The sequence below is a fragment of the Allobosea sp. 2RAB26 genome (assembly GCF_052115465.1).
GTDB lineage: Bacteria > Pseudomonadota > Alphaproteobacteria > Rhizobiales > Beijerinckiaceae > Allobosea.
In genome coordinates this window covers 114,386-133,525 of the sequence record NZ_JBFRGS010000006.1, presented here as the reverse complement: position 1 = coordinate 133,525, position 19,140 = coordinate 114,386, and the positions used below count along the sequence as shown (strand labels likewise).

Genomic DNA, 19,140 nt, shown 5'->3' with positions numbered 1-19,140 from the left:
GGGGCGAGAGTGAAATCCCGCCCCTTTGGGCCATGGGACCCTGAGACCTTGCGTTGGCCTAAGCGCGCGCCGCCACCACAACCAGCCCCGGCACCGGCTTCCCGCGGTCCTTCCGCGTGCTTGCGGCCTCCAGCAGGAGCGGCGTCAACCGAGCTTCGGACAACTGCCGCCGGAGCCAGCGTTCGCCATGGGCGAAACGACGATCCTCACCGACGATCACGTCCTCGCCGTCATGATCCTGCACGGTGAAGGCAACCAGGCCCGTGGCTGTCAGAACCCGCGCCGTTTGAGCGAAGGCCGGCGCAAGTTCGCCGAGATAGACGAAGACATCGGCCGCGATGACCAGATCGGCCGACGCATCGCGGCGGCTTGCGAGGAATTCGACGAGGCCCGCCACGGCGAGCTTGTCATAGAGCGGGCCTCCGTCATCGCGTGACTTGGCGCGCGCCTTCTCGATCATCCGGGCCGAGAGATCGCAGCCGGCGAGAAACTCGGTTTCGGCTCTGATCGCTTCGCCCATCAGCCCGGTGCCGCAACCGAGATCGAGTGTCATGGCGAAGGACAGGGCGCGGTTTTGCGCTGCACAGGCCCGCGCAAGTGCGTCCTTCAGCAGGGCTGGACCATGATAGGACAGGGATTCTACGAGGTGACTGTCGAAACGTTCGGCGTATTCGTCGAAGAGACGGCCGGAGAATGCATCGGAGGCGGCCAGTTCCGCCGGAATCGCGCCGATGCGCGCGAGATCGAGCCTGGCGCCGAGATGATCCGCATCATCGAGAACCAGGCATTGCCGCCATGCTTCCGCGGCCTCCTCCTTGCTGCCAAGTTTCGCCTTGGCCTTGCCGTAGAGATGCCAGGCCGCGACGAAACCCGGCGCCTCCCCGAGCGTTTGATCGAGGAGATCGACGGCTGTTGCAGCGTCTCCCTCGGAGAGCGCGGCGGCCGCCCATTCATAGCGGCGGTCGAGTCGGGGATCGCCGGACGACGTCGAGAAACGAGGCTGGATTTTTTCCATGAGCGATCGACTTTATCTCACGCCCATGCACCAGACCAGACAATGCGCCCTTCGGAGCTGTTGATCCCGACGCCGGCCGGCCTCTATTGCCCGCTGGCTGACATTCATATCGATCCGGTTCGCCCGGTGGCGCGGGCGCTGATCACCCATGGCCATTCCGACCATGCGCGGGCGGGACACGGCGCCGTCCTGGCGACGCGCGAGACGCTGGCGATCATGGCCTTGCGCTATGGCGAGGGCTTTACGCAGAGCCGGCAGGAGGCGGTGCCGGGCGCGATGACGTCGATCGGTCCGGTCGATATCCGCTTCGTCCCGGCAGGGCATGTCCTTGGCTCCGCCCAGATCGTGGTCGAGAGCAAGGGGCTGCGGATCGTCGTCTCCGGCGATTACAAGCGCGAACGCGACCCGACCTGCGCCGGTTTCGAACCGGTTTCCTGTGATGTCTTCATCACCGAGGCGACATTCGGCCTGCCGGTGTTTCGCCATCCGCCGGCCGGTGCCGAAATCGCCAAGCTGCTGGAATCGGTCAGGCTCTTTCCCGAGCGGACGCATATCGTCGGCGCCTATTCGCTCGGCAAGGCGCAGCGTGTCATGGCTCTGATCCGCGAGGCCGGCTACGAGCGGCCCATCTATATCCATGGTGCGCTCGAGACCCTGACGGAGTTCTACGCTTCGGAAGGAGTTCCCGTCGGGGAGACGCGCCTGGTTTCGGCGAGCGATCGGAAGGCGCTGGCCGGAGAGATCGTCATCTGCCCGCCAAGCTCGATTCAGGATCTCTGGGCGCGGAAATTTCCGGACCCCGTGACCGCCTTCGCGTCTGGCTGGATGCGGATCCGGGCGAGAGCGCGGCAGAGGGGCGTGGAATTGCCGCTGATCGTTTCAGATCATGCCGACTGGGGCGATCTTCAGGCAACGATCAGAGAAACCGGCGCCGGCGAGATCTGGGTCACCCATGGTGAGGCCGACGCATTGGTCCATTGGTGCGGGACGGTCGGACTGAACGCGAAGCCGCTGCATCTTGTCGGCTATGGCGACGAGGGCGAGGCCGAAACCGTGAGCGAGACGGCCGATGCCGCGCAGCTCTAGCAGCCGGCAGCCGCCTCTACTGTGCGGCCTGCGCGGTGTGGGAGCGGCCGGGCAGCGTCATGCCGAGCAGCGAGACGGCCATGTCCCGCGCCAGGCAATCGTAACCGGTGTCGCTCATATGGAAGCCGTCACTGGCGAGCACCGCGGCGAACGCATTGGCGTCGCGCCGATGCCAGTCGCGCATCGTGTTGTAGCGCGAGAGAACGGGGATCGAGCGGCTGCGTGCCGTGTCTGCGATGGCCTCGACAAAGCTGCGATACCGTTCGGGATCCTTCACCGTCGGAAAATACTGCGGGTCGAGGATCACGAGACCGGAGCCGGCCTGGCGGACTGCCGTGATGCCGTCGGAGACCATGGCCTCGAAGGCGGCGAGATCACCACCCTGCACCGCATCATTGGTGCCGACCTGCCAGATGACGAGATCATAGCGCCGCTCGCTCAGGGCCCTTTTCAGGCGCGCGATCGTCTGCGGGGCGGTTTCGCCCCCGATCCCGGCATTGGTGACGCTGATGGCGGCATTGGGCCAGCTCTGACCAAGCAGCTTCTGCAGACGGGCGGGGTAGCTCTTGTCCTTGGAGGACGCGCCGATCCCTTCCGTGGAAGACGAGCCGATGGCCAGGATGTCGAGCTTATGCTCGCGGCTGATCTTGGCTGCGACGGCAGGGAGCGGTATCGCCGCCTGCATCATCGGCGTTTCCCGGCATTCAAAGGACGCGGCTGCAGCGCTGCCGATCTGCAACGTTGCGAATGCCAAGGCCACAATGAGATTCACGGCAAAGAACCGCATCGCGGCGCGCATCCCGACATCCTCATGACTGCTCCCTTGGCTGGTAAGGTTTCGTTCATGAATGGAGACTGAACGCCGGTGAATGGCCTGATGAGGGAATTTCGGGACAGGCAGGGCCCCGGCGCCAGCCTTGACGTTTGCCTGAAACTGCTGCGGGGGAGGGCAGGATGAACCGTTTCGCCTGGTTGCTCGACAGGCTTGCCTATGAACCGCGCCGCAATGCGAAGCTCGCGCTGATCGCGGATTACCTGCGCACTACGCCTGATCCGGACCGGGGGCTGGCACTGGCCGCGATGACCGGCGGCCTGGTGTTCCAGAACGCCAAGCCGGGCCTGATCCGGGCGCTGATCGCCGAGCGTACGGACCCGGTGCTGTTTGCGCTATCCTACGACTATGTCGGCGATCTCTCGGAGACCATAGCCCTGATGTGGCCGGCCCGGCACGGTGCGAATGCTGCGCCACACCTGCCCGATGTCGTCTCGGGCCTGCGAAACTCCGGCAAGACGGACTTGCCCCGCCTGATCGCGTCTTGGCTCGATGCGCTCGATGAGACCGGACGCTGGGCATTGCTCAAGCTCATCACCGGCGCATTGCGTATCGGGGTCTCCTCCCGGCTCGCCAAGACGGCAGCGGCGAGCCTCGGCGGTGTCGAGCCCGACGAGATCGAGCAGGTCTGGCACGGGCTGGAGCCGCCCTATGAGCCGCTCTTCGCCTGGCTGGAAGGCAGGGGACCGCGGCCGGCCGCGACGGATCCGGCGCCCTTCCGCCCCGCCATGCTCTCGCACCCGATCGAGGAGGGCGATTTCGACAAGCTCGTTCCGGCGGAGTTCCAGGCCGAGTGGAAATGGGACGGAATCCGCGTTCAGGCGGTCAGCGGCACGCGCGCCGATGGGGCCCGCATCACCCGGCTCTATTCACGGACCGGCGAGGATATCGGCGCCTCCTTCCCGGATGTCACGGAGGCGCTCGTTCTCGACGGCGCACTCGACGGCGAATTGCTGGTGCGCCGCGAGAATGCCGTCCAGAGCTTCAACACGCTTCAGCAACGGCTGAACCGCAAGAGCGTCACCGCGAAGATGCTGGCGGAGTATCCGGCTCATATCCGGGCCTATGACCTGCTCGTCGATGGCGAGGAGGACATTCGCGACTTGCCGCTCGCCGAACGCCGCAAGCGGCTCGTGGCCTTTGTCGCGCGGCTGTCCTCCGCAGTGGTGGATCTGTCACCGCCGATCGCCTTCAGCGATTGGGAGGAACTGGCGGCCGCGCGCGCAGACCCCGAGGCCTCTGGAGCCGGCGTCGATGCCGAAGCCGTCGAGGGCTGCATGATCAAGCGCCTTGATTCGCCCTATTTGCCCGGCCGGCCGAAAGGGTATTGGTACAAGTGGAAGCGGGATGCGCGGCTGGTCGATTGCGTGCTGATGTACGCCCAGCGTGGTCACGGCAAACGTTCGTCCTTCTATTCGGATTTCACCTTCGGCGTCTGGCGAACGACGGAGGAAGGCGAGGAACTCGTGCCGGTCGGCAAGGCCTATTTCGGCTTCACCGACGAGGAGTTGCTGGAGCTCGACCGCTTCGTGCGCCGCAACACGCTGAACCGCTTCGGCCCGGTGCGAGAGGTCACGCATGAAGCCGACAAGGGACTGGTGCTGGAAGTCGCCTTCGAGGGGCTGCAGCGTTCGACCCGGCATAAATCCGGACTCGCCATGCGCTTTCCCCGGATCAGCCGCATTCGCTGGGATAAGCCGCCGCGTGAGGCGGACCGTATCGAGGCGCTGGAGACGCTCCTGCCGGTGCAGGGCTGAAGTGTCGGTCCGGAGTCTAAAGGCGAATATTCTGTTGCGTTGCCGCAAGCGCCATTCTGGTTCACAGGCTTCCGTGCCGGTTTGCAGCGCTCATACCGTCTTATCGGCTTGAAATGCTTGAGCCTGCGCCCGCCTATAGGGCAGAATAGGCAGGGCTGTGGAGGGGATGACAGCATGAACCGGCAAACACCGACGCATATCGTCATCGCAGATGACCACCCGCTCTTTCGCGGCGCCTTGCGTCAGGCCGTATCGCATGCGTTGGAAGGGGCGGAAGTGAGCGAGGTTGGTTCGCTCGAGGCTTTGACGAAAGCGCTGGCCGAGGACGGGGACGCCGATCTCGTCATGCTCGATCTGACGATGCCCGGCGTCCAGGGTTTTTCCGGCCTGCTGTTCCTGCGGGCCGATCACCCGGAAATCCCGGTCATCGTCGTCTCGGCCAATGACGACCCGGCTGTGATCCGCCGTTGCATCGAGTTCGGGGCGCTTGGCTTCCTGCCGAAGACGGCCGAGGTCGAGCAGATGGGCGAGGCCATTCGAGCGGTGCTCGAGGGCAACGTCTGGACTCCGCCGGGGGTCGATCTTTCAGCGCCGGTCGATGCCGAGATCGCCGACATGGTGCGGCGGCTGTCGACGCTGACGCCGCAACAGGTCCGTGTCCTGATGATGCTCTCGGAAGGGCTGTTGAACAAGCAGATCGCCTATGAGCTCGGGGTCTCCGAGGCGACGGTGAAGGCCCATGTTTCGGCCATCTTGACCAAGCTCAATGTCGACAGCCGTACGCAGGCCGTGATAGCCGCCTCGAAGATCGCGGGAACGGCATGGGCGACGGCGGGCGCGTCGGCGACGATCTGAGCGTTCCGATGAGGCGGCTGTTCGCCATTCAGGCGCGGTTCAACCGTTCTATGGCCCGTCTCGTCTATCGATAGGAATTCCGGCAATGGCCAATGGCAATCTCGATCACTTCCTGGGCGGTTCGTTTCTCAGCGTTCTTGTCCGGCTGATCTTCATTTCACTGCTCGTCGGCGCCGCCATGGCCTTTCTCGGGCTGACGCCGCGCGGACTTTTCGACGCCGTGGCGCGCTTCCTGCGGTCGCTTGGTGATCTCGGTTTTGGCGCCGTGCGCGAGGTCGGCCAATGGGTGCTCGCAGGAGCGCTGGTCGTGGTCCCGATCTGGCTGCTCTCTCGCCTGTTCGCCTCGCGGCGCTAAAGCATCCGCCCGAAAAGTGGATTGCGGTTTTCGGGAAAGCCGATGCAAACACAGAAGGCTAGAACATCGGATGCGGCGCAAGCCGGCCATGGCGTGAGCGCCACGGCCCGAGACGCTGGCTGCGCCTTACAGCCCCTCTCCCCGCGCGATCGCCTCGGCATCGCGGCCGACTAGGTCCGCAATCCGGCTCGCCCCGGCACGGCGGGCCTCACGCACCAGCCCCGTCTTGACCTCGCTCACGAGGGCGGGCCCCTTGAAGACCATCGCCGAATAGAACTGCACCAGGCTGGCGCCGGCCCTGATCTTGGCGAAGGCGGCGGAAGCGGAGTCGACGCCGCCGACACCGACCAGCGGGAACTGCGTCTCGACGCGCCGATAGGTCTCGGCGAGGATGCGGGTCGAGGACGCAAAGAGCGGTCGGCCCGAGAGGCCGCCGGTTTCGCCGCGAGAGGCTCCCCGCAGGCTGTCCGGCCGTGCGACAGTGGTGTTGGAGACGATCATGCCGTCGATCGCACGCCTGCGAGCCACGGCCACGATGCCGTCGAGTTCAGGCAGCGTCAGGTCAGGGGCGATCTTGAGCAGAACGGGCGTGCGGCGGCTTGTGGCCTGTCCGGCCTCGTCGCGGGCGGCGAGCGCTCGCGCGATCAGGTCGTCCAGCGCCGATTCCGCCTGCAGATCCCGCAGGCCGGGCGTGTTGGGCGAGGAGACGTTGACCGTGAGGAAATCGGCAAGCGGCGCGAGCCGCCTGGCCAGGATGGCGTAGTCGGCGGCGCGGTCGGCGGAGTCCTTGTTGGCGCCGAGATTGACGCCAACGATGCCGCCGCGCTTGCGGCGGGCTGCGAGCCTGGCCGCGACCGCTTCCATGCCCTCGCTGTTCAATCCGTACCGGTTGATGACGGCTTCGTCTTCGGGCAACCGGAAGACACGCGGGCGCGGATTACCGGGCTGCGGCAGCGGCGTCACGCCACCGACCTCGACAAAGCCGAAGCCGAGCCCCAGGGCGCCATCGACCGCCTCAGCATGTTTGTCGAAGCCGGCCGCCAGGCCGATCGGGTTCGCGAAGGCGAGCCCGAAAGCCTCGGTCGCCAGGATCGGATCGTCGGCAGCCGGCTTCAACGCCGGTGCGGCCGCCAGTGCGGCAACCGTCAGGCGATGCGCCATCTCGGCATCCAGCTTGTGGATCAGGGGCCGGGCGAGGTTGAAGAGGCTGCCGATCACGAAATGTCCTCCGGAATGACGGGGCTGCCATTCGTCCCCGTGGCGAGCGGCGCAATCCAGCGCACGATCTTGGGGGCGAGGGCCGAATAGAGATGCGGGAAGAGCGCGCCGCCGCGCGAGGGTTCGTAGCGCAGCGCCGAGCCGAGTGCCGTATCGTCCACCGCGATCAGCAGGAGGCCACTCTGACCGGCGAAGTGCTTTTCTGCCGTTTCGCGAAGCTGTCCGCCTGTGGAGAAATGGATGTAGCCGTCGGCGAGATCGATGGCAGCGCCGTTGAATGACCCGGCGAGCTCAGCGTCACGCCAGAGCTGTTCGGGGCAGATCTTGTAGATGAGGGGCACGGGACGTCTCGTTGGTTCGGCGTTGTACACGCCATAGCGGGTGCAACCGGCTCCGGGCAAATCATCCCGGACCCGTTCATCGGAAATCAGATTGAGGTCTCATCGAGTAGGGGATATTTCCTATCCTTGTCCTGCTCTCCCGGCACATCAGGATCAGAGGCCTGTCCGATGCTGTCCCATGACCAGATCTGGAGCGCGATCGATGCACTGGCCCAGCGCTACGGCTTCACGCCGTCGGGGCTGGCGCGCAGGGCCGGCCTCGACGCCACGACCTTCAACCGCTCCAAGCGCATCGGCCCGGATGGCCGCGAGCGCTGGCCCTCGACCGAGTCGATCGCCAAGATCCTGGGGGCTACTGGCGCTTCGCTCGACGAGTTCATGAGCGTGGTGATGCACCGCGCCGCGGCGCCCGCGCCCACCATTCCCCTGCTCGGTTTCGCACAGGCGGGGTTGGGTGGATTCTTCGATGGCAGCGGCCTGCCCGCCGGCTCCGGCTGGGAGGAGGTCGCGTCTCCCGGCCTGTCCGACGAGAAAGCCTATGCGCTTGAGATCGCCGGCGATTCGATGCTGCCGATCTACCGCGATGGCGACATCATCATCGTTTCTCCGGCGGCTGCCGTGAGGCGAGGCGACCGGGTCGTGGTCATGACGATTGAAGGCGAGGTGCTGGCGAGGCAGCTCAAGCGCGAAACTGCCAGGACCGTCGAACTCGCCTCGCTCAATCCCGAGCAGCCCGACCGGGTGCTCGCATCATCCGAGATCGCCTTCATGGCGCGGGTGATCTGGGCGAGCCAGTAGGGCCCTCAGTTCCCGCCTCTGATCGGCAGCGCCACCTTGAAGACGGCTCCGATCTTCGAGGGTTCGAGCGCGATCGAGCCGCCATGCAGGCGGACGAGTTCCGCCGCGATAGCGAGGCCCAGCCCGGTGCCGCCGGGATTGACCGAGCCGCGAAAGGCCTGGAACAGATTGGCCTTTGCCCGTTCCGGAACGCCGGGACCATTGTCGCAGACGCGCAGAACGACCTCATGAAGCTCGCGCGCCGCACTGATGGTCAGGGTCGGCTGGCGGCCGGCTTCGGCGCCCGCACGGGTCAGCGCCTCGACGGCATTGCGCATGAGATTGAGCAGGACGCGCGCCATCTGGTCGGGGTCGCAGGGCAGGATGAGTTCCGCCGGAACCTCGTTGGCGAAGCTCACGGTCGGGCTTTCCGCGAGGCCGAGCAGTTCGCCCGCATCGGCCACAAGCTGCCGAAGCGCGACCTCGCGCAGGGTCGGCGTCGCCTCGGCGGCGCGGCCATAGGCCAGCGTCGCCTGGCAGAAGGCGATGGCGCGGTCGAGCGTGGCGATCAGGCGCGGCGCAAAGCGCCTGATCTTCGGGTCCCGCGTTTCGGTCAGCCGGTCCGACATCAACTGGGCCGCAGCCAGCATATTGCGCAGGTCGTGGTTGACCTTGCTGACCGCCAGGCCGAGTTCGGCGAGGTGCTTCTTGGTGCGCAGCTCGTCCGCCAGCGTCATCTGCATGCGTGCGAGCGCCCGTTCGGCCTCGCCGATCTCGTCCGCGCGCTGGCTCGGCGTGATGATCCGGTGCGGGTTCTCCGGGTCGGCCTCGAACTCCATGACATTGGCGGCGACCTGGCGGATCGGGCCGACGATGAGCCAGTTCAGGGCAAGATAGACCAGTCCCGCCGTCAGCCCCGAGATCAGCAGCGACAACAGCAGAATATTGGCTGAGAACACCAGCATCGCGCGGCGCAGCGGCGCCTCGTCGATGATCAGTTCGACGAAGTCGGCGCCGCCGACCGCCTCGCCGATGACCCGGATCGGCGTGTCATGGGCAGGCGTAATCAGAGTGTCGAGAGTCTCGATGATGGAGGTGAGCCAGCCCATCTGGCGCAGATCCACGGTTCGCGCCACTTCGGGTGGCATGGAATCGAGGCTGAGAAGGCGCCGCGCACCGCCGACACGGGCGGCGATGGCGCGTGCGCCGACGCCCATCAACAGGCGGCTCTCGCTGCCTTCGGGCAGCCCCTCCGGCGGAGCGCCTTCAAGAACCAGCACGGCGATCTGTGCGGCTGCGAGGCGGTCATTCAGCCAGTTGCGCCGGAAATTCGCGACGGACGGCAAGTAGATCAGCACCTCCGCCAGCATCACGAAAAGCACGGTCAGCAGCAGCAGCTTTGCGGAAAGGCCGAGCCGCGTCAGGCTGCGTGGGACGCTGACGGAAAGCGACTGCTTGTCGAGGCGTGGCGACTCCATGCGGCGAGCTTATCCGAAGCGGCGCAGGAAGCCGATAAGCCGGCGAATGCCCGGCCGGGACGCAAGCGGAGAGTAGATCGAGAGGGCAGCCCGCTTCGAGAGTTCCGAGAAGGTCGAAGCAGGGAGGACCAGCCCGGCCATATCCTTGACGTTCAGCCCCTTCTCGATTGCCAGGCACCAGGGCGCGATCAGCTCGCCGGCCTTGGCACCAATGATGGTGGCGCCGAGAACGCGGCCCTTGCCGTCGGTGATGAGCTTGACGAAGCCCTCCGTCTGCCGTTCGGCCTGCGCCTTGTCGCTTTCTGCATAGGGCCAGCGCAGGATCCGGATGTCCCGCGCCGCCCTGTGGGCCTGCTCCTCCGACAGGCCGATGCTGGCAAGCTCAGGCTCGCAGGAGGTCACTCTTGGTAGCGCCGCTGCGTCCGTCTTCACCGGCAGGCGGAACAGGATATTGCGGAGAACCAGGCTCGCCTGGTGGCTCGCTGCATGAGCAAGGTGAGCGCTGTGTCGGTTTCCGCTGGCGCAGCCGCCAATGGCGAAGACACGCCGGTTGGCCGTCCGCAGGCCCTTGTTGACGAGGATGCCGCCGGCATCGCTGGCAATGCCCGCAAGTTCGAGATCGAGCGCGGCGATCGCCGGCTGCCGGTCACTCGTGACCAGCAGGTGCGTGCCATCCAGGGGGAGTTCCGCTTCACTCTTCGTCCCGGCCAGGACGAGGCGCACGCGATTGCGCGGGGTTTCGACACGCAGGATCTTGGCCCGTTCGTGCAGCGCGATCCCGTCACGCAGCAGAGCGCGGCGGATCAGCATCACGGCCTCCGGGTCCTCGTCGGCAAGCAGGTCTTCGGCTCCAACGATCGTGACGCTGCTGCCGAGGCGGTGCATCGCCTGCGCGAGTTCAACCCCTTCCGAGCCGCATCCGAGCACGATCAGACGTTCCGGGCGGCGGTTCAGGGTGAGAACGGATGCCACTGTCAGGACAGGGGCCTTGTCCAGGCCGGGAATTGACGGAGCCGCCGGGCGCGAGCCCGTTGCGATGACGAAGCGCCTTGCCCTGATTTCCCGATCGCCGACCTGTACGGTGTTGCGGTCGCGAAACCGGGCCTCGCCGTTGATCACGGTGACGCCCAATGCCGCCAGGCGCTCGGCCGTTTCGTTGGGGGCCAGTGCCGCGACGACGCCGGCGATATGCGCCTGCACCTTGACGAAATCCATATCCAGCGCACCGGCAGCGATGCCGAAATGGCCGGCGTCCTGGAGCAGTCTCGCCCGTGTGCTGGCGGCGATCAGCGCGTTCGAGATGACAGCGTCCTTGCCGCCCCCCAGGCGGTCGCGCTCCACCAGCACGACCGATACGCCAAAGAGCGCCGCTGCTGTCGCAAGGGAAAGTCCGGCGGCGCCGCCTCCGATAACGCAGATGTCGGGGGTCAGCGGCGTCGTATTGGATGCCGTCGCCGGACTGCCGGTCACATCGCCTCTCCCTGATCTGCCTTCCGCTACCTGCTGATGCGTTGTCAGAGTGCAGGAATCAAGGCCGGCGCGCCGGAAGTACTGGAGCAGCGCGCCGTTGAACAGGCATTGTCGCGGTGGGATCGGTATCGCGCGTGCGGCGTCTCAGCGACATTCCTCAGGCGACGTGACGTCCCCTGTCGGGTGAGAAGGCGGATACCGGCTCCGGCCGGCCGAAGAGATAGCCCTGTGCCCGGTGCGCGCCGAGCAACTGCACTGCGATACGCTGCTGTTCGGTTTCGATGCCTTCGACGACGACATTCATCGAAAGGCGTCGAGCGAGCTGGCAGACGGCCTCGATGATGGCTTTCGACGCCTCATTGGCGTGCACGTCGCGGCTGAAGCTCTGGTCGATCTTCACCTGGGCGAAGGGGTAGGTCGAGAGATAGGCAAGTGAGGAATAGCCGGTGCCGAAATCGTCGAGTGCGAATTTCACACCGAGCGCGCGCAGTTCGTGAATGGCGGCGAGCGTGCCTTTGTTATCCTCGATCAGCAGGGATTCGGTCACCTCGAGCGTCAGCCGATGGGAGCCGAGCCCGGACGCGATGAGCGCTTCCTTGACGGTCTCGACGATCCGGCGGGGTTCACGGAACTGCAGCGGCGAGATGTTGACGGAAACGCCGACGTCGTTAGGCCAGGAAGCCGCGTCATGGCAGGCCTGTCTGATGGCCCAGTCGCCCATGGCGGCGATCAGGCCGGAACTCTCCGCGATCGGGATGAAGATGCCAGGCGGGATCATTCCGCGGGTGGGGTGCCGCCAGCGCATCAACGCCTCGCGGTTGACGACATCCTGCGTCTTCAGATCGATGATGGCCTGATAGTACAGTTCGAGCGACTTGTTCTCGCAAGCCCGGCGCAGATCCACCTCGATCTCGTGCCGATCGAGCATCTCCTCGGCCATCGCCGGATTGAAGAAGGTCAGGGTGTTGCGGCCTGCGGCTTTGGCCTTGTAGAGGGCGGTGTCAGCGTGGCGCAGCAGATCGGCCGGCGTCGCGGCATCGAGCGGCGCCATCGCGATACCGACGCTGGCCGTCACGTAGACGGTCTTGGTCTCAAGCAGGAAGGCCTTGGCCATCGCATCGATCATGCGTTGGGCGATCGTGGTGACGATGGCGAGATTGGCCGAGGGCAAGATCAGAACGAACTCGTCACCGCCGAAGCGGGCCAGCAGGTCGCCACCGCGAATGACACCGCGCAGGCGCATAGCCGTTTCGGAGAGGACGCGATCGCCGATATCGTGGCCAAGGCTGTCATTGACCTGCTTGAACCCGTCGAGATCGACATAGAGCAGCGCGAAGGCTTCTCCGGTCCGCTCCAGCTTGCGGAAGGACTCGGACAGCTGGTTGTTGAATTCGAAGCGGTTTGCGAGACCGGTCAACTCGTCGAAGCGAGCCATCCGCTCGATCCGTGCTTCCGTCGCCTTCCTCTCGGTCGCATCCTCGGTCAGCATCAGCACACCGCCTTCGGCCGCAGGCGCGATGGTGACCACCAGCAGCCGGCCGCCACGGGTCTGCAATTCGCGGGTGACCGCCTGTTGCGACTGCTGAACCTCGCTGAGTGCGCTTCTGATGTCGCGAACCTGGTCGGCGCTGATGACCTGGCGCTCGATCAGGAAGCGGGCGATCGCCGTCAAGGGCGTGCCGGGGAGGGCGAGCGTCTCGGGGATGCCGAAGAGCGTGCGATGCGGTGCGTTGCAGATCGCGAGCTTGAGGCTGCGATCATACATGGCGAGGCCATGGATCATCGTGTTGAGCGCGGCGTCGAGCGTCAGGTTCTGCGAATGCAGCGCCGATGCCAACCCTCGTGACTGCTTGGTCGCTTCGCTGAGCGCGAGGAGATTCCGGTGCAGGGAATTGGTGATGGCGATGTTGGCCGCCACGTACAGGAACGCGAAATAGCCGATATAGTGATAGTAATCGTTGGAGGCCTGGACGAGGCCGATGGCCATCGGCACGCAGAAGGTCAGGAGCTGTACGGCGACGAATTTCGGCCGGCCGGCGTTGCGCGAGACATAGCCCGAGGCCAGCGCGATGGTCGAGGCGACCGAAGTGATATGGGCGGCGGGGTCCTCGGTCTGCGTCAGCGCGATGTAGCAGCTGTAGCCAAGGACTGCGCTGAAAACCGTTGCGCCGAGGAAGTATTCGCGATCCCAGCGCCGTGTCTCGGCAAAGCTGTCATCCGAATGATCGCGCCTGCGATAGCTGATGACGGTCATGATCCGGAGCGCGACGACCAGAGTCACCAGCGCGGTCAGGGTCATGAAAATGCTGGCGCCCGTCGAGAGCCAGCACAGATAGGGGGTCAGGATACCAGCGATGCCGCCCGGAATGATCGAGCCGGGCGAGGAGAACAGCGAGCTGACCAGCAGACGATAGTCCGGCAGGTCGAAATCCTCGCGGACGTCGCCCGGTCTGTCGCTGAGAAGCCCTTTGAAAACACCCGCCATCCAGTCCCGCCTTGCAAGGCTTCAGGCGCGCGACACGAGCTTTTCACGAGCCCGAGTTCGCGCCGGATAAACCCTTTAAGCGGAACAGGTAAATGTTTCGTGAGGGGGGCTGCAACCGCCTTGCGTCTCCGCGAAGGCGCCTTTGCAGGATCAGAGGGCCGCTGCGCTGGACAGGACCGGGCTCGCCGGCCGCTGGTAGACGCGGGTCAGCATACGATCCTGCGTCTGCGCGATGCGCTGCAGCTTCGAGATGGCGCTCGGGTTGAGGCGCAGCATGCAATCCGTCCAGATATCGCCAAGATGCTCCAGTTCCTCGCGCAGGTCGCCGGCCCGGCGATTGAACGCGGAGAACAGCGCGGTCTTGGCCGCATGCACCGGCAGGGAGTCGCTGGCATATTTGCGGATCCAGTCTTCGCCGGTGCCGGTCGGCACCACCGCTTCCAACGCACCGGCCGCCATGAATTCGGCGGCGCTCATCTCCTCGCCGGAGAGCAGCAGGCGCTCCGCTGCACGCGAGCCCATGCGGCGTGACAACACCGCCACCGCCGTGATCGGGAAGTGGTTGAACTTGATCTCGGGGTAGACGAACGAAGCCTGCTCCTCGGCGATCATGACATTGCAGGAGCGCGGCGCATCGATGCCGCCACCGATCGCCTTGGCGTGAATGGTCGAGAGCGTGATCACCAGACCGTTGAGACCGCTGGCGTTCCAGACCGCGCCCTCGATCGAGAGACGCGCATATTCCGCCAGGGCGGCGCGGTCATTCTTGGCGAGGCAGTCGAGATAGAAATCGAGATCGCCGCCGAGGGTGAAGAAGGGGCCGGTCCCGCGGAAGGCGAGGAAGCGCACTGGTGCGCCGTGATACTGATCCGGCGCCCCCCAGAGAGCATAGATCGCCTTCTGGATCTTGCCGAGGCTGTCAAGCAGCTGGAGCGTGAAGACCGGCTTCAGCTCCGGCTTGATCGTCACCCACAGCGTCTTGATCTCGGCCTCGTAGGCCAGCTGCACCTCGGGCAGGAAACCCGCCTTGTGCCGCAACGCGTCGATGACCTCGCAACATTCCAGAGCGACGGCGGGCACCGAATGGGTCTGTGAAGCGAAGGCCTGGAACATGCCGCAAATCCCGTCAGGTCAGACAATTTGGAACGCCTCCGCAGGGTAGAAGAAGTTAATGAACTGTAAACGATAACCGGCAGAAATGGTTAATTTCATTAAACTTTGTCGTCTAAGTTGTGCTGCTGGAGAGCCTGTCTCAATGCGATGTTGCGGGCTTTTGAGGCGGCGCGCCGAGCCGGCAAGGCAAGCCGTGTGCCGCCGGGGAAGAGCGCACGAAACGCGCGGCGCAGGCGAATGCCGGCCGAGCGCAAGAGACGGAAAATGCAGGCGGTTTCAGCGTGCAGCCGAGCGGCGGGCGCGGCGGCTGGAGGTCCTGAGGGCTAGCTGCAAACGCGAGCCCCGAAGGGTCGGCGCCTCGCTGCGGCACAGTTTCGTCTCAGCTTGGCGAGCGAGGGACCGCTGATTGACGTGCCGCCGCTTTGGAAACTTGTCCAACGGACGTTGCAGAGCTAACCATGCGCCGCGATTTCGCCGCGATCCCAGCGTTGAACCGCGTAAGCCGAGTTTGATCCCTTGAGTCGCCAACCAACCGCAGACGACGAAAAGAGGGCGCGCCTGGCCGCAGCCCTGCGCGAGAACCTGAAGCGCCGCAAGGCGCAGGCGCGCGCTCGTCGGGCGGATGAAGCGGAGCGGGAAGACGAAGCCTTGCCTGCCCAGGCCGAGACTCCCCGGTCCTGATCCCGCCCTCAATCGCGCCGCGCGGCCGATAGCCGCGACCTCCAGCAGGACATCCAGATGGACCGTATCCGCATTACCGGTGGCCAGCGCCTCAATGGCACGATCCCGATCTCGGGCGCGAAGAATGCCGCGTTGCCGCTGATGATCGCGAGCCTCCTCACGGATGAGACGCTGACTCTGGTCAATGTCCCGCGACTGTCGGACGTGACTGCGCTGTCGCGCATCCTCTCGAACCACGGCGTCGACCGTTCCATCGCTGGCAAGCGCATCGGTCAGTCGGCGGAGACGGGCCAGACCATCGCGCTCACCGCACGCCAGATCGTCGACACCTGCGCGCCGTATGAACTGGTCTCGACCATGCGCGCGAGCTTCTGGGTCATTGCTCCGATCCTGGCCCGGATGGGCGAAGCGAAGGTCTCCCTGCCCGGCGGCTGTGCGATCGGCACGCGGCCGGTCGACCTCCTGCTGATGGCGCTGGAACGGCTCGGCGCGGAAATCAGCATCGAGAATGGCTATGCGCTGGCGCGCGCGCCGAAGGGCCTGAAGGGCGCCGAGATCGTCTTCCCGAAGGTGACGGTCGGCGGCACCCATACGGCCCTGATGGCTGCGGTTCTTGCGGACGGCACGACAGTGATCGAGAACGCGGCGCGTGAGCCCGAGGTCACGGACCTCGCCGCGTGCCTTATCAAGATGGGCGCCAAGATCGAGGGCGCCGGCACCTCGCAGATCGTGGTCAAGGGGGTCTCACGGCTCGGGGGCGCGCACCATGCTGTCCTGCCGGACCGGATCGAGACCGGCACCTATGCGATGGCTGTCGCGATGACCGGAGGCGACGTGCTGCTTGAAGGAGCGCGGGCCGATCTGCTGCAATCGGCGCTCGATATCTTGGTCAAGGCTGGCGTCGATATCAGCGAGACCAATGAAGGCATCCGCGTGCGCCGCAACGGCGGGGCACTGGAGGCCGTCGATGTCGACACCGACCCGTTCCCGGGCTTCCCGACCGATCTGCAGGCGCAGTTCATGGCGCTGATGACGCGGGCCAAGGGCACCTCGCGCATTCGCGAGACGATCTTCGAGAACCGCTTCATGCACGTCCAGGAACTCGTCCGCCTCGGCGCGAAGATCCGGCTGGATGGTGACGTCGCCTATGTCGAGGGTGTCGGCAAGCTCACCGGTGCGCCGGTCATGGCAACCGATCTGCGTGCATCGGTCTCGCTCGTCATTGGTGGCCTCGCGGCCGAGGGCGACACGATGATCAACCGGGTCTACCATCTCGATCGCGGTTTCGAGGCGCTGGAAGCCAAGCTGACGCGCTGTGGCGCAGAGGTCGAGCGGATCAGCGGTTGACGCCGAACCGTCCGCTCGCCAGAACAGGTCGATGTCGGACGATACCGCAGACCCACTGAAGCTGATCGCGCTCGACGCGGAGGATCTCGCGATCATCTCCGCACATTTGCAGGATGCTGTCCTGCGCGTCGGCGATGTCGCCTATCTGCCAGCGCAGAAGCGCTTCGCGCTGGCCGCGCGACGCTTCGACTGGGAAGGCGTGCCGCATGGCCAGAAGCGCAGGCGCCTTGCCGCCTTGCATTTCGAACGAGTCGTTCACGCCAAGAGCACGAAGGTTGACCCGACGGCGACAGGAGCCGTTCTCAATCTCCTCGCCATCACCTTCACCGAGTCCGAGGCGCCGGCGGGAGAGGTCACGCTGCATTTTTCGGATGGTGCCGCTATCCGCCTGGGCGTCGAGTGCATCGAGGCCCAGATGAAGGACCTGGGCCCGGTCTGGGAGGCAGTCGCCAAGCCCGATCACCCGAACGGCGCCTGACCTCTTCTTTCAGCTTCAGGATTTGCGATGCCGATCAGGCTCGATCAACGAGACGCAGGCTTCGAGCAGGCCTTTGCCGCGCTGCTGACGACCAAGCGCGAAGTGTCCGAGGACGTCGACCGCGTTGCCGCCGACATCATTGCCGATGTTCGCGCCAAGGGGGATGAGGCCGTCATCGCCTGCACCTCCCGTTTCGATAAGCTCGATCTGACTCCTTTGACCCTGCGGGTCAGTGAAGCCGAGATCGATGCGGCCGTCGCGGCCTGCTCCGCCGAACTGCTGGCCGCGCTGGAGACGGCACGTGCGCGCATCGAGGCCTATCACCTCCGCCTGAAGCCGCAGGATTCCTGGACGCGCGATGCGCTCGGTGTCGAGAGCGGGTGGCGCTGGAGCGCGATCGAGACGGTCGGGCTCTACGTTCCCGGCGGTACCGCGAGCTATCCCTCGTCCGTGCTGATGAACGCGGTGCCGGCCAGGGTTGCCGGCGTCGAGCGCATCGTCATGGTGGCGCCGACCCCGCGCGGGGAGACGAACCCGCTGGTCCTGGCGGCAGCGCGCCTCGCCGGCGTCCACGAGGTCTACCGGATTGGCGGTGCCCAGGCGGTAGCGGCATTGGCCTATGGAACGCAGTCGATCGCGCCGGTGGCCAAGATCGTCGGACCGGGCAACGCCTATGTGGCAGCCGCCAAGCGCCGCGTCTTCGGACAGGTCGGTATCGACATGATCGCCGGCCCCTCCGAGGTTCTGGTGATCGCGGATTCAAGTGCAAATCCGGATTGGGTCGCGGCCGATCTGCTGGCGCAGGCGGAGCATGACGAATCCGCCCAGTCGATCCTGCTCACCAATGATGCAGCGCTCGCAGCCGAGGTCGAGAAGGCGGTGATCGCCCAGCTGGCAGTGCTCCCGCGCGCTGCGATCGCCGGCAAGAGCTGGCAGGATTTCGGCGCCATCCTGCTGGTCGAAGACCTAGAGCGCGCACTCCCGCTGGTCGACCGGCTGGCGCCCGAGCATCTCGAGATCGTCACCGCAGATCCCGACGGCCTGGCAAAGAAGGTTCGCAATGCCGGCGCGATCTTCCTGGGCGGACATACACCGGAGGCGATCGGCGACTATGTCGGCGGTCCCAACCATGTTCTGCCGACCGCCCGCTCCGCCCGTTTCTCCTCGGGGCTCGGTGTCGCCGATTTCATGAAGCGAACCTCGTTGCTGAAGTGCGGCATCGATGGGCTTCGCGCCTTGGCGCCGGCCGCGACGCAACTGGCCGAGGCCGAGGGCTTGCAGGCGCATGGCCGATCCGTGACGATCAGGCTCAATCTCTGAGTCCCGCGCGCCCTGTGTCCGGAGGCTGCATGTCGGAAAGGCAATGCCTGGTCGGTGTGACTTTTGACGAAGCCTCGCTGGGGCGTGGCAGTCCGGATCAGGAACACGAGCGCGCGGTTGCGGTCTATGACCTCGTCGAGCGCAACCATTTCGCGTTGCCCGGGCATGAAGGCGGCCCCTATCTCGCCCATCTCGCGCTGGTCGAGCGACGCCTCGTATTCGAGATCAAGGGGGCCGACGGAGCGCCGGTTGTCACGCATCATCTCTCGCTGACGCCGCTGCGGCGTATCATCAAGGACTATGGGCTGGTCTGCGAGAGCTATTACGCCGCCATCCGGGCGTCGACGCCTGCGCAGATCGAGGCGATCGACATGGGCCGGCGCGGGCTGCATGACGAGGCGGCCCACATGCTGGTCGAGCGCCTGGCGAGCAAGGTCGAGATCGACCACGACACGGCGCGTCGCCTGTTCACCTTGATCTATGCCTTGCATTGGAAGGGCTAGGCTCGGTGGAGGGAGCGCCGCCGCGCAAG

The 19,140-nt window shown here is 65.6% G+C and carries 17 protein-coding genes; 9 read left to right on the top strand and 8 right to left on the bottom strand.

Going from position 1 to position 19,140, the window contains the following annotated elements:
- Window positions 1-58: 58 nt before the first annotated feature.
- Window positions 59-1,015 (bottom strand): class I SAM-dependent DNA methyltransferase, encoded by a 957-nt coding sequence (locus tag AB4118_RS13145; protein ID WP_441490147.1) that lies wholly within the window; start codon window positions 1,013-1,015, stop codon window positions 59-61.
- A 42-nt stretch (window positions 1,016-1,057) separates the two neighbouring features.
- Between AB4118_RS13145 and AB4118_RS13140 the strand changes: the two genes are divergently transcribed.
- Window positions 1,058-2,101 (top strand): ligase-associated DNA damage response exonuclease, encoded by a 1,044-nt coding sequence (locus AB4118_RS13140; RefSeq protein ID WP_441490146.1) that lies wholly within the window; start codon window positions 1,058-1,060, stop codon window positions 2,099-2,101.
- Between the two features lie 16 nt (window positions 2,102-2,117).
- Here AB4118_RS13140 and AB4118_RS13135 read toward each other — a convergent pair whose 3' ends face one another.
- Window positions 2,118-2,900, bottom strand: coding sequence for an SGNH/GDSL hydrolase family protein (locus AB4118_RS13135; protein WP_441490145.1), 783 nt, complete (start codon window positions 2,898-2,900; stop codon window positions 2,118-2,120).
- A 155-nt stretch (window positions 2,901-3,055) separates the two neighbouring features.
- On the opposite strand from AB4118_RS13135, the gene AB4118_RS13130 reads away from it, so the two are divergent.
- The 3 genes from AB4118_RS13130 (at window position 3,056) to AB4118_RS13120 (ending at window position 5,900) form a co-directional block, all read left to right on the top strand.
- Window positions 3,056-4,690: a cisplatin damage response ATP-dependent DNA ligase gene (locus tag AB4118_RS13130; RefSeq protein WP_441490144.1), complete on the top strand. Its 1,635-nt coding sequence runs from the start codon at window positions 3,056-3,058 to the stop codon at window positions 4,688-4,690.
- 174 nt (window positions 4,691-4,864) lie between these two features.
- Entirely contained in the window at window positions 4,865-5,545 is a 681-nt protein-coding gene (locus AB4118_RS13125; RefSeq protein ID WP_441490143.1) for a response regulator, read from the top strand.
- Between the two features lie 85 nt (window positions 5,546-5,630).
- Complete coding sequence (locus tag AB4118_RS13120; RefSeq protein ID WP_069877667.1) at window positions 5,631-5,900, top strand: DUF6460 domain-containing protein; 270 nt, start codon at window positions 5,631-5,633, stop codon at window positions 5,898-5,900.
- Between the two features lie 126 nt (window positions 5,901-6,026).
- On the opposite strand, the gene AB4118_RS13115 is transcribed toward AB4118_RS13120, so the two are convergent.
- Together AB4118_RS13115 and AB4118_RS13110 are read right to left on the bottom strand one after the other, a co-directional pair.
- The gene (locus AB4118_RS13115) at window positions 6,027-7,118 is read right to left on the bottom strand and encodes a quinone-dependent dihydroorotate dehydrogenase (protein ID WP_441490142.1); all 1,092 of its coding nucleotides are present in this window, start codon (window positions 7,116-7,118) and stop codon (window positions 6,027-6,029) included.
- A complete protein-coding gene (locus AB4118_RS13110) occupies window positions 7,115-7,459 on the bottom strand; it encodes a DUF952 domain-containing protein (protein ID WP_441490141.1) in 345 nt (114 codons plus the stop codon). Before AB4118_RS13110 ends, AB4118_RS13115 begins: the two co-directional genes overlap by 4 nt.
- A 168-nt stretch (window positions 7,460-7,627) precedes the next feature.
- On the opposite strand from AB4118_RS13110, the gene AB4118_RS13105 reads away from it, so the two are divergent.
- Window positions 7,628-8,257: a S24 family peptidase gene (locus AB4118_RS13105; protein ID WP_441490140.1), complete on the top strand. Its 630-nt coding sequence runs from the start codon at window positions 7,628-7,630 to the stop codon at window positions 8,255-8,257.
- Between the two features lie 5 nt (window positions 8,258-8,262).
- On the opposite strand, the gene AB4118_RS13100 is transcribed toward AB4118_RS13105, so the two are convergent.
- The 4 genes from AB4118_RS13100 to AB4118_RS13085 all read right to left on the bottom strand — a co-directional run bounded on the left by AB4118_RS13100 (window position 8,263) and on the right by AB4118_RS13085 (window position 14,782).
- Entirely contained in the window at window positions 8,263-9,714 is a 1,452-nt protein-coding gene (locus AB4118_RS13100; protein ID WP_441490139.1) for a sensor histidine kinase, read from the bottom strand.
- A gap of 9 nt (window positions 9,715-9,723) precedes the next feature.
- Window positions 9,724-11,184, bottom strand: coding sequence for a dihydrolipoyl dehydrogenase family protein (locus tag AB4118_RS13095; protein WP_441490138.1), 1,461 nt, complete (start codon window positions 11,182-11,184; stop codon window positions 9,724-9,726).
- A 157-nt stretch (window positions 11,185-11,341) separates the two neighbouring features.
- A complete protein-coding gene (locus AB4118_RS13090; protein WP_441490137.1) occupies window positions 11,342-13,669 on the bottom strand; it encodes a putative bifunctional diguanylate cyclase/phosphodiesterase in 2,328 nt (775 codons plus the stop codon).
- Between the two features lie 150 nt (window positions 13,670-13,819).
- A complete protein-coding gene (locus AB4118_RS13085) occupies window positions 13,820-14,782 on the bottom strand; it encodes an enoyl-CoA hydratase-related protein (RefSeq protein ID WP_069877662.1) in 963 nt (320 codons plus the stop codon).
- A 738-nt stretch (window positions 14,783-15,520) separates the two neighbouring features.
- Here AB4118_RS13085 and murA point away from each other — a divergent pair.
- The 4 genes from murA to AB4118_RS13065 are packed head-to-tail and all read left to right on the top strand — an operon-like array spanning window position 15,521 to window position 19,111.
- Window positions 15,521-16,810: a UDP-N-acetylglucosamine 1-carboxyvinyltransferase gene (murA, locus tag AB4118_RS13080; RefSeq protein WP_441490136.1), complete on the top strand. Its 1,290-nt coding sequence runs from the start codon at window positions 15,521-15,523 to the stop codon at window positions 16,808-16,810.
- 31 nt (window positions 16,811-16,841) lie between these two features.
- The gene (locus tag AB4118_RS13075) at window positions 16,842-17,288 is read left to right on the top strand and encodes a DUF2948 family protein (protein WP_069877660.1); all 447 of its coding nucleotides are present in this window, start codon (window positions 16,842-16,844) and stop codon (window positions 17,286-17,288) included.
- Window positions 17,289-17,315: 27 nt separating this feature from the next.
- Complete coding sequence (gene hisD / locus AB4118_RS13070) at window positions 17,316-18,608, top strand: histidinol dehydrogenase (RefSeq protein WP_441490135.1); 1,293 nt, start codon at window positions 17,316-17,318, stop codon at window positions 18,606-18,608.
- 29 nt (window positions 18,609-18,637) lie between these two features.
- A complete protein-coding gene (locus AB4118_RS13065) occupies window positions 18,638-19,111 on the top strand; it encodes a UPF0262 family protein (RefSeq protein ID WP_441490134.1) in 474 nt (157 codons plus the stop codon).
- Window positions 19,112-19,140: the final 29 nt, after the last annotated feature.

Bases quoted from the DNA above. Each gene is read 5' to 3' on its own strand.
- AB4118_RS13075 (WP_069877660.1), top strand. From the start codon at position 16,842: ATGTCGGACGATACCGCAGACCCACTGAAGCTGATCGCGCTCGACGCG.
- murA (WP_441490136.1), top strand. From the start codon at position 15,521: ATGGACCGTATCCGCATTACCGGTGGCCAGCGCCTCAATGGCACGATC.
- AB4118_RS13135 (WP_441490145.1), bottom strand. From the start codon at position 2,900: ATGCGCGCCGCGATGCGGTTCTTTGCCGTGAATCTCATTGTGGCCTTG.
- AB4118_RS13125 (WP_441490143.1), top strand. From the start codon at position 4,865: ATGAACCGGCAAACACCGACGCATATCGTCATCGCAGATGACCACCCG.
- AB4118_RS13065 (WP_441490134.1), top strand. From the start codon at position 18,638: ATGTCGGAAAGGCAATGCCTGGTCGGTGTGACTTTTGACGAAGCCTCG.
- AB4118_RS13085 (WP_069877662.1), bottom strand. From the start codon at position 14,782: ATGTTCCAGGCCTTCGCTTCACAGACCCATTCGGTGCCCGCCGTCGCT.
- AB4118_RS13140 (WP_441490146.1), top strand. From the start codon at position 1,058: ATGCGCCCTTCGGAGCTGTTGATCCCGACGCCGGCCGGCCTCTATTGC.
- AB4118_RS13130 (WP_441490144.1), top strand. From the start codon at position 3,056: ATGAACCGTTTCGCCTGGTTGCTCGACAGGCTTGCCTATGAACCGCGC.
- AB4118_RS13105 (WP_441490140.1), top strand. From the start codon at position 7,628: ATGCTGTCCCATGACCAGATCTGGAGCGCGATCGATGCACTGGCCCAG.
- AB4118_RS13145 (WP_441490147.1), bottom strand. From the start codon at position 1,015: ATGGAAAAAATCCAGCCTCGTTTCTCGACGTCGTCCGGCGATCCCCGA.
- AB4118_RS13120 (WP_069877667.1), top strand. From the start codon at position 5,631: ATGGCCAATGGCAATCTCGATCACTTCCTGGGCGGTTCGTTTCTCAGC.
- hisD (WP_441490135.1), top strand. From the start codon at position 17,316: ATGCCGATCAGGCTCGATCAACGAGACGCAGGCTTCGAGCAGGCCTTT.
- AB4118_RS13090 (WP_441490137.1), bottom strand. From the start codon at position 13,669: ATGGCGGGTGTTTTCAAAGGGCTTCTCAGCGACAGACCGGGCGACGTC.
- AB4118_RS13100 (WP_441490139.1), bottom strand. From the start codon at position 9,714: ATGGAGTCGCCACGCCTCGACAAGCAGTCGCTTTCCGTCAGCGTCCCA.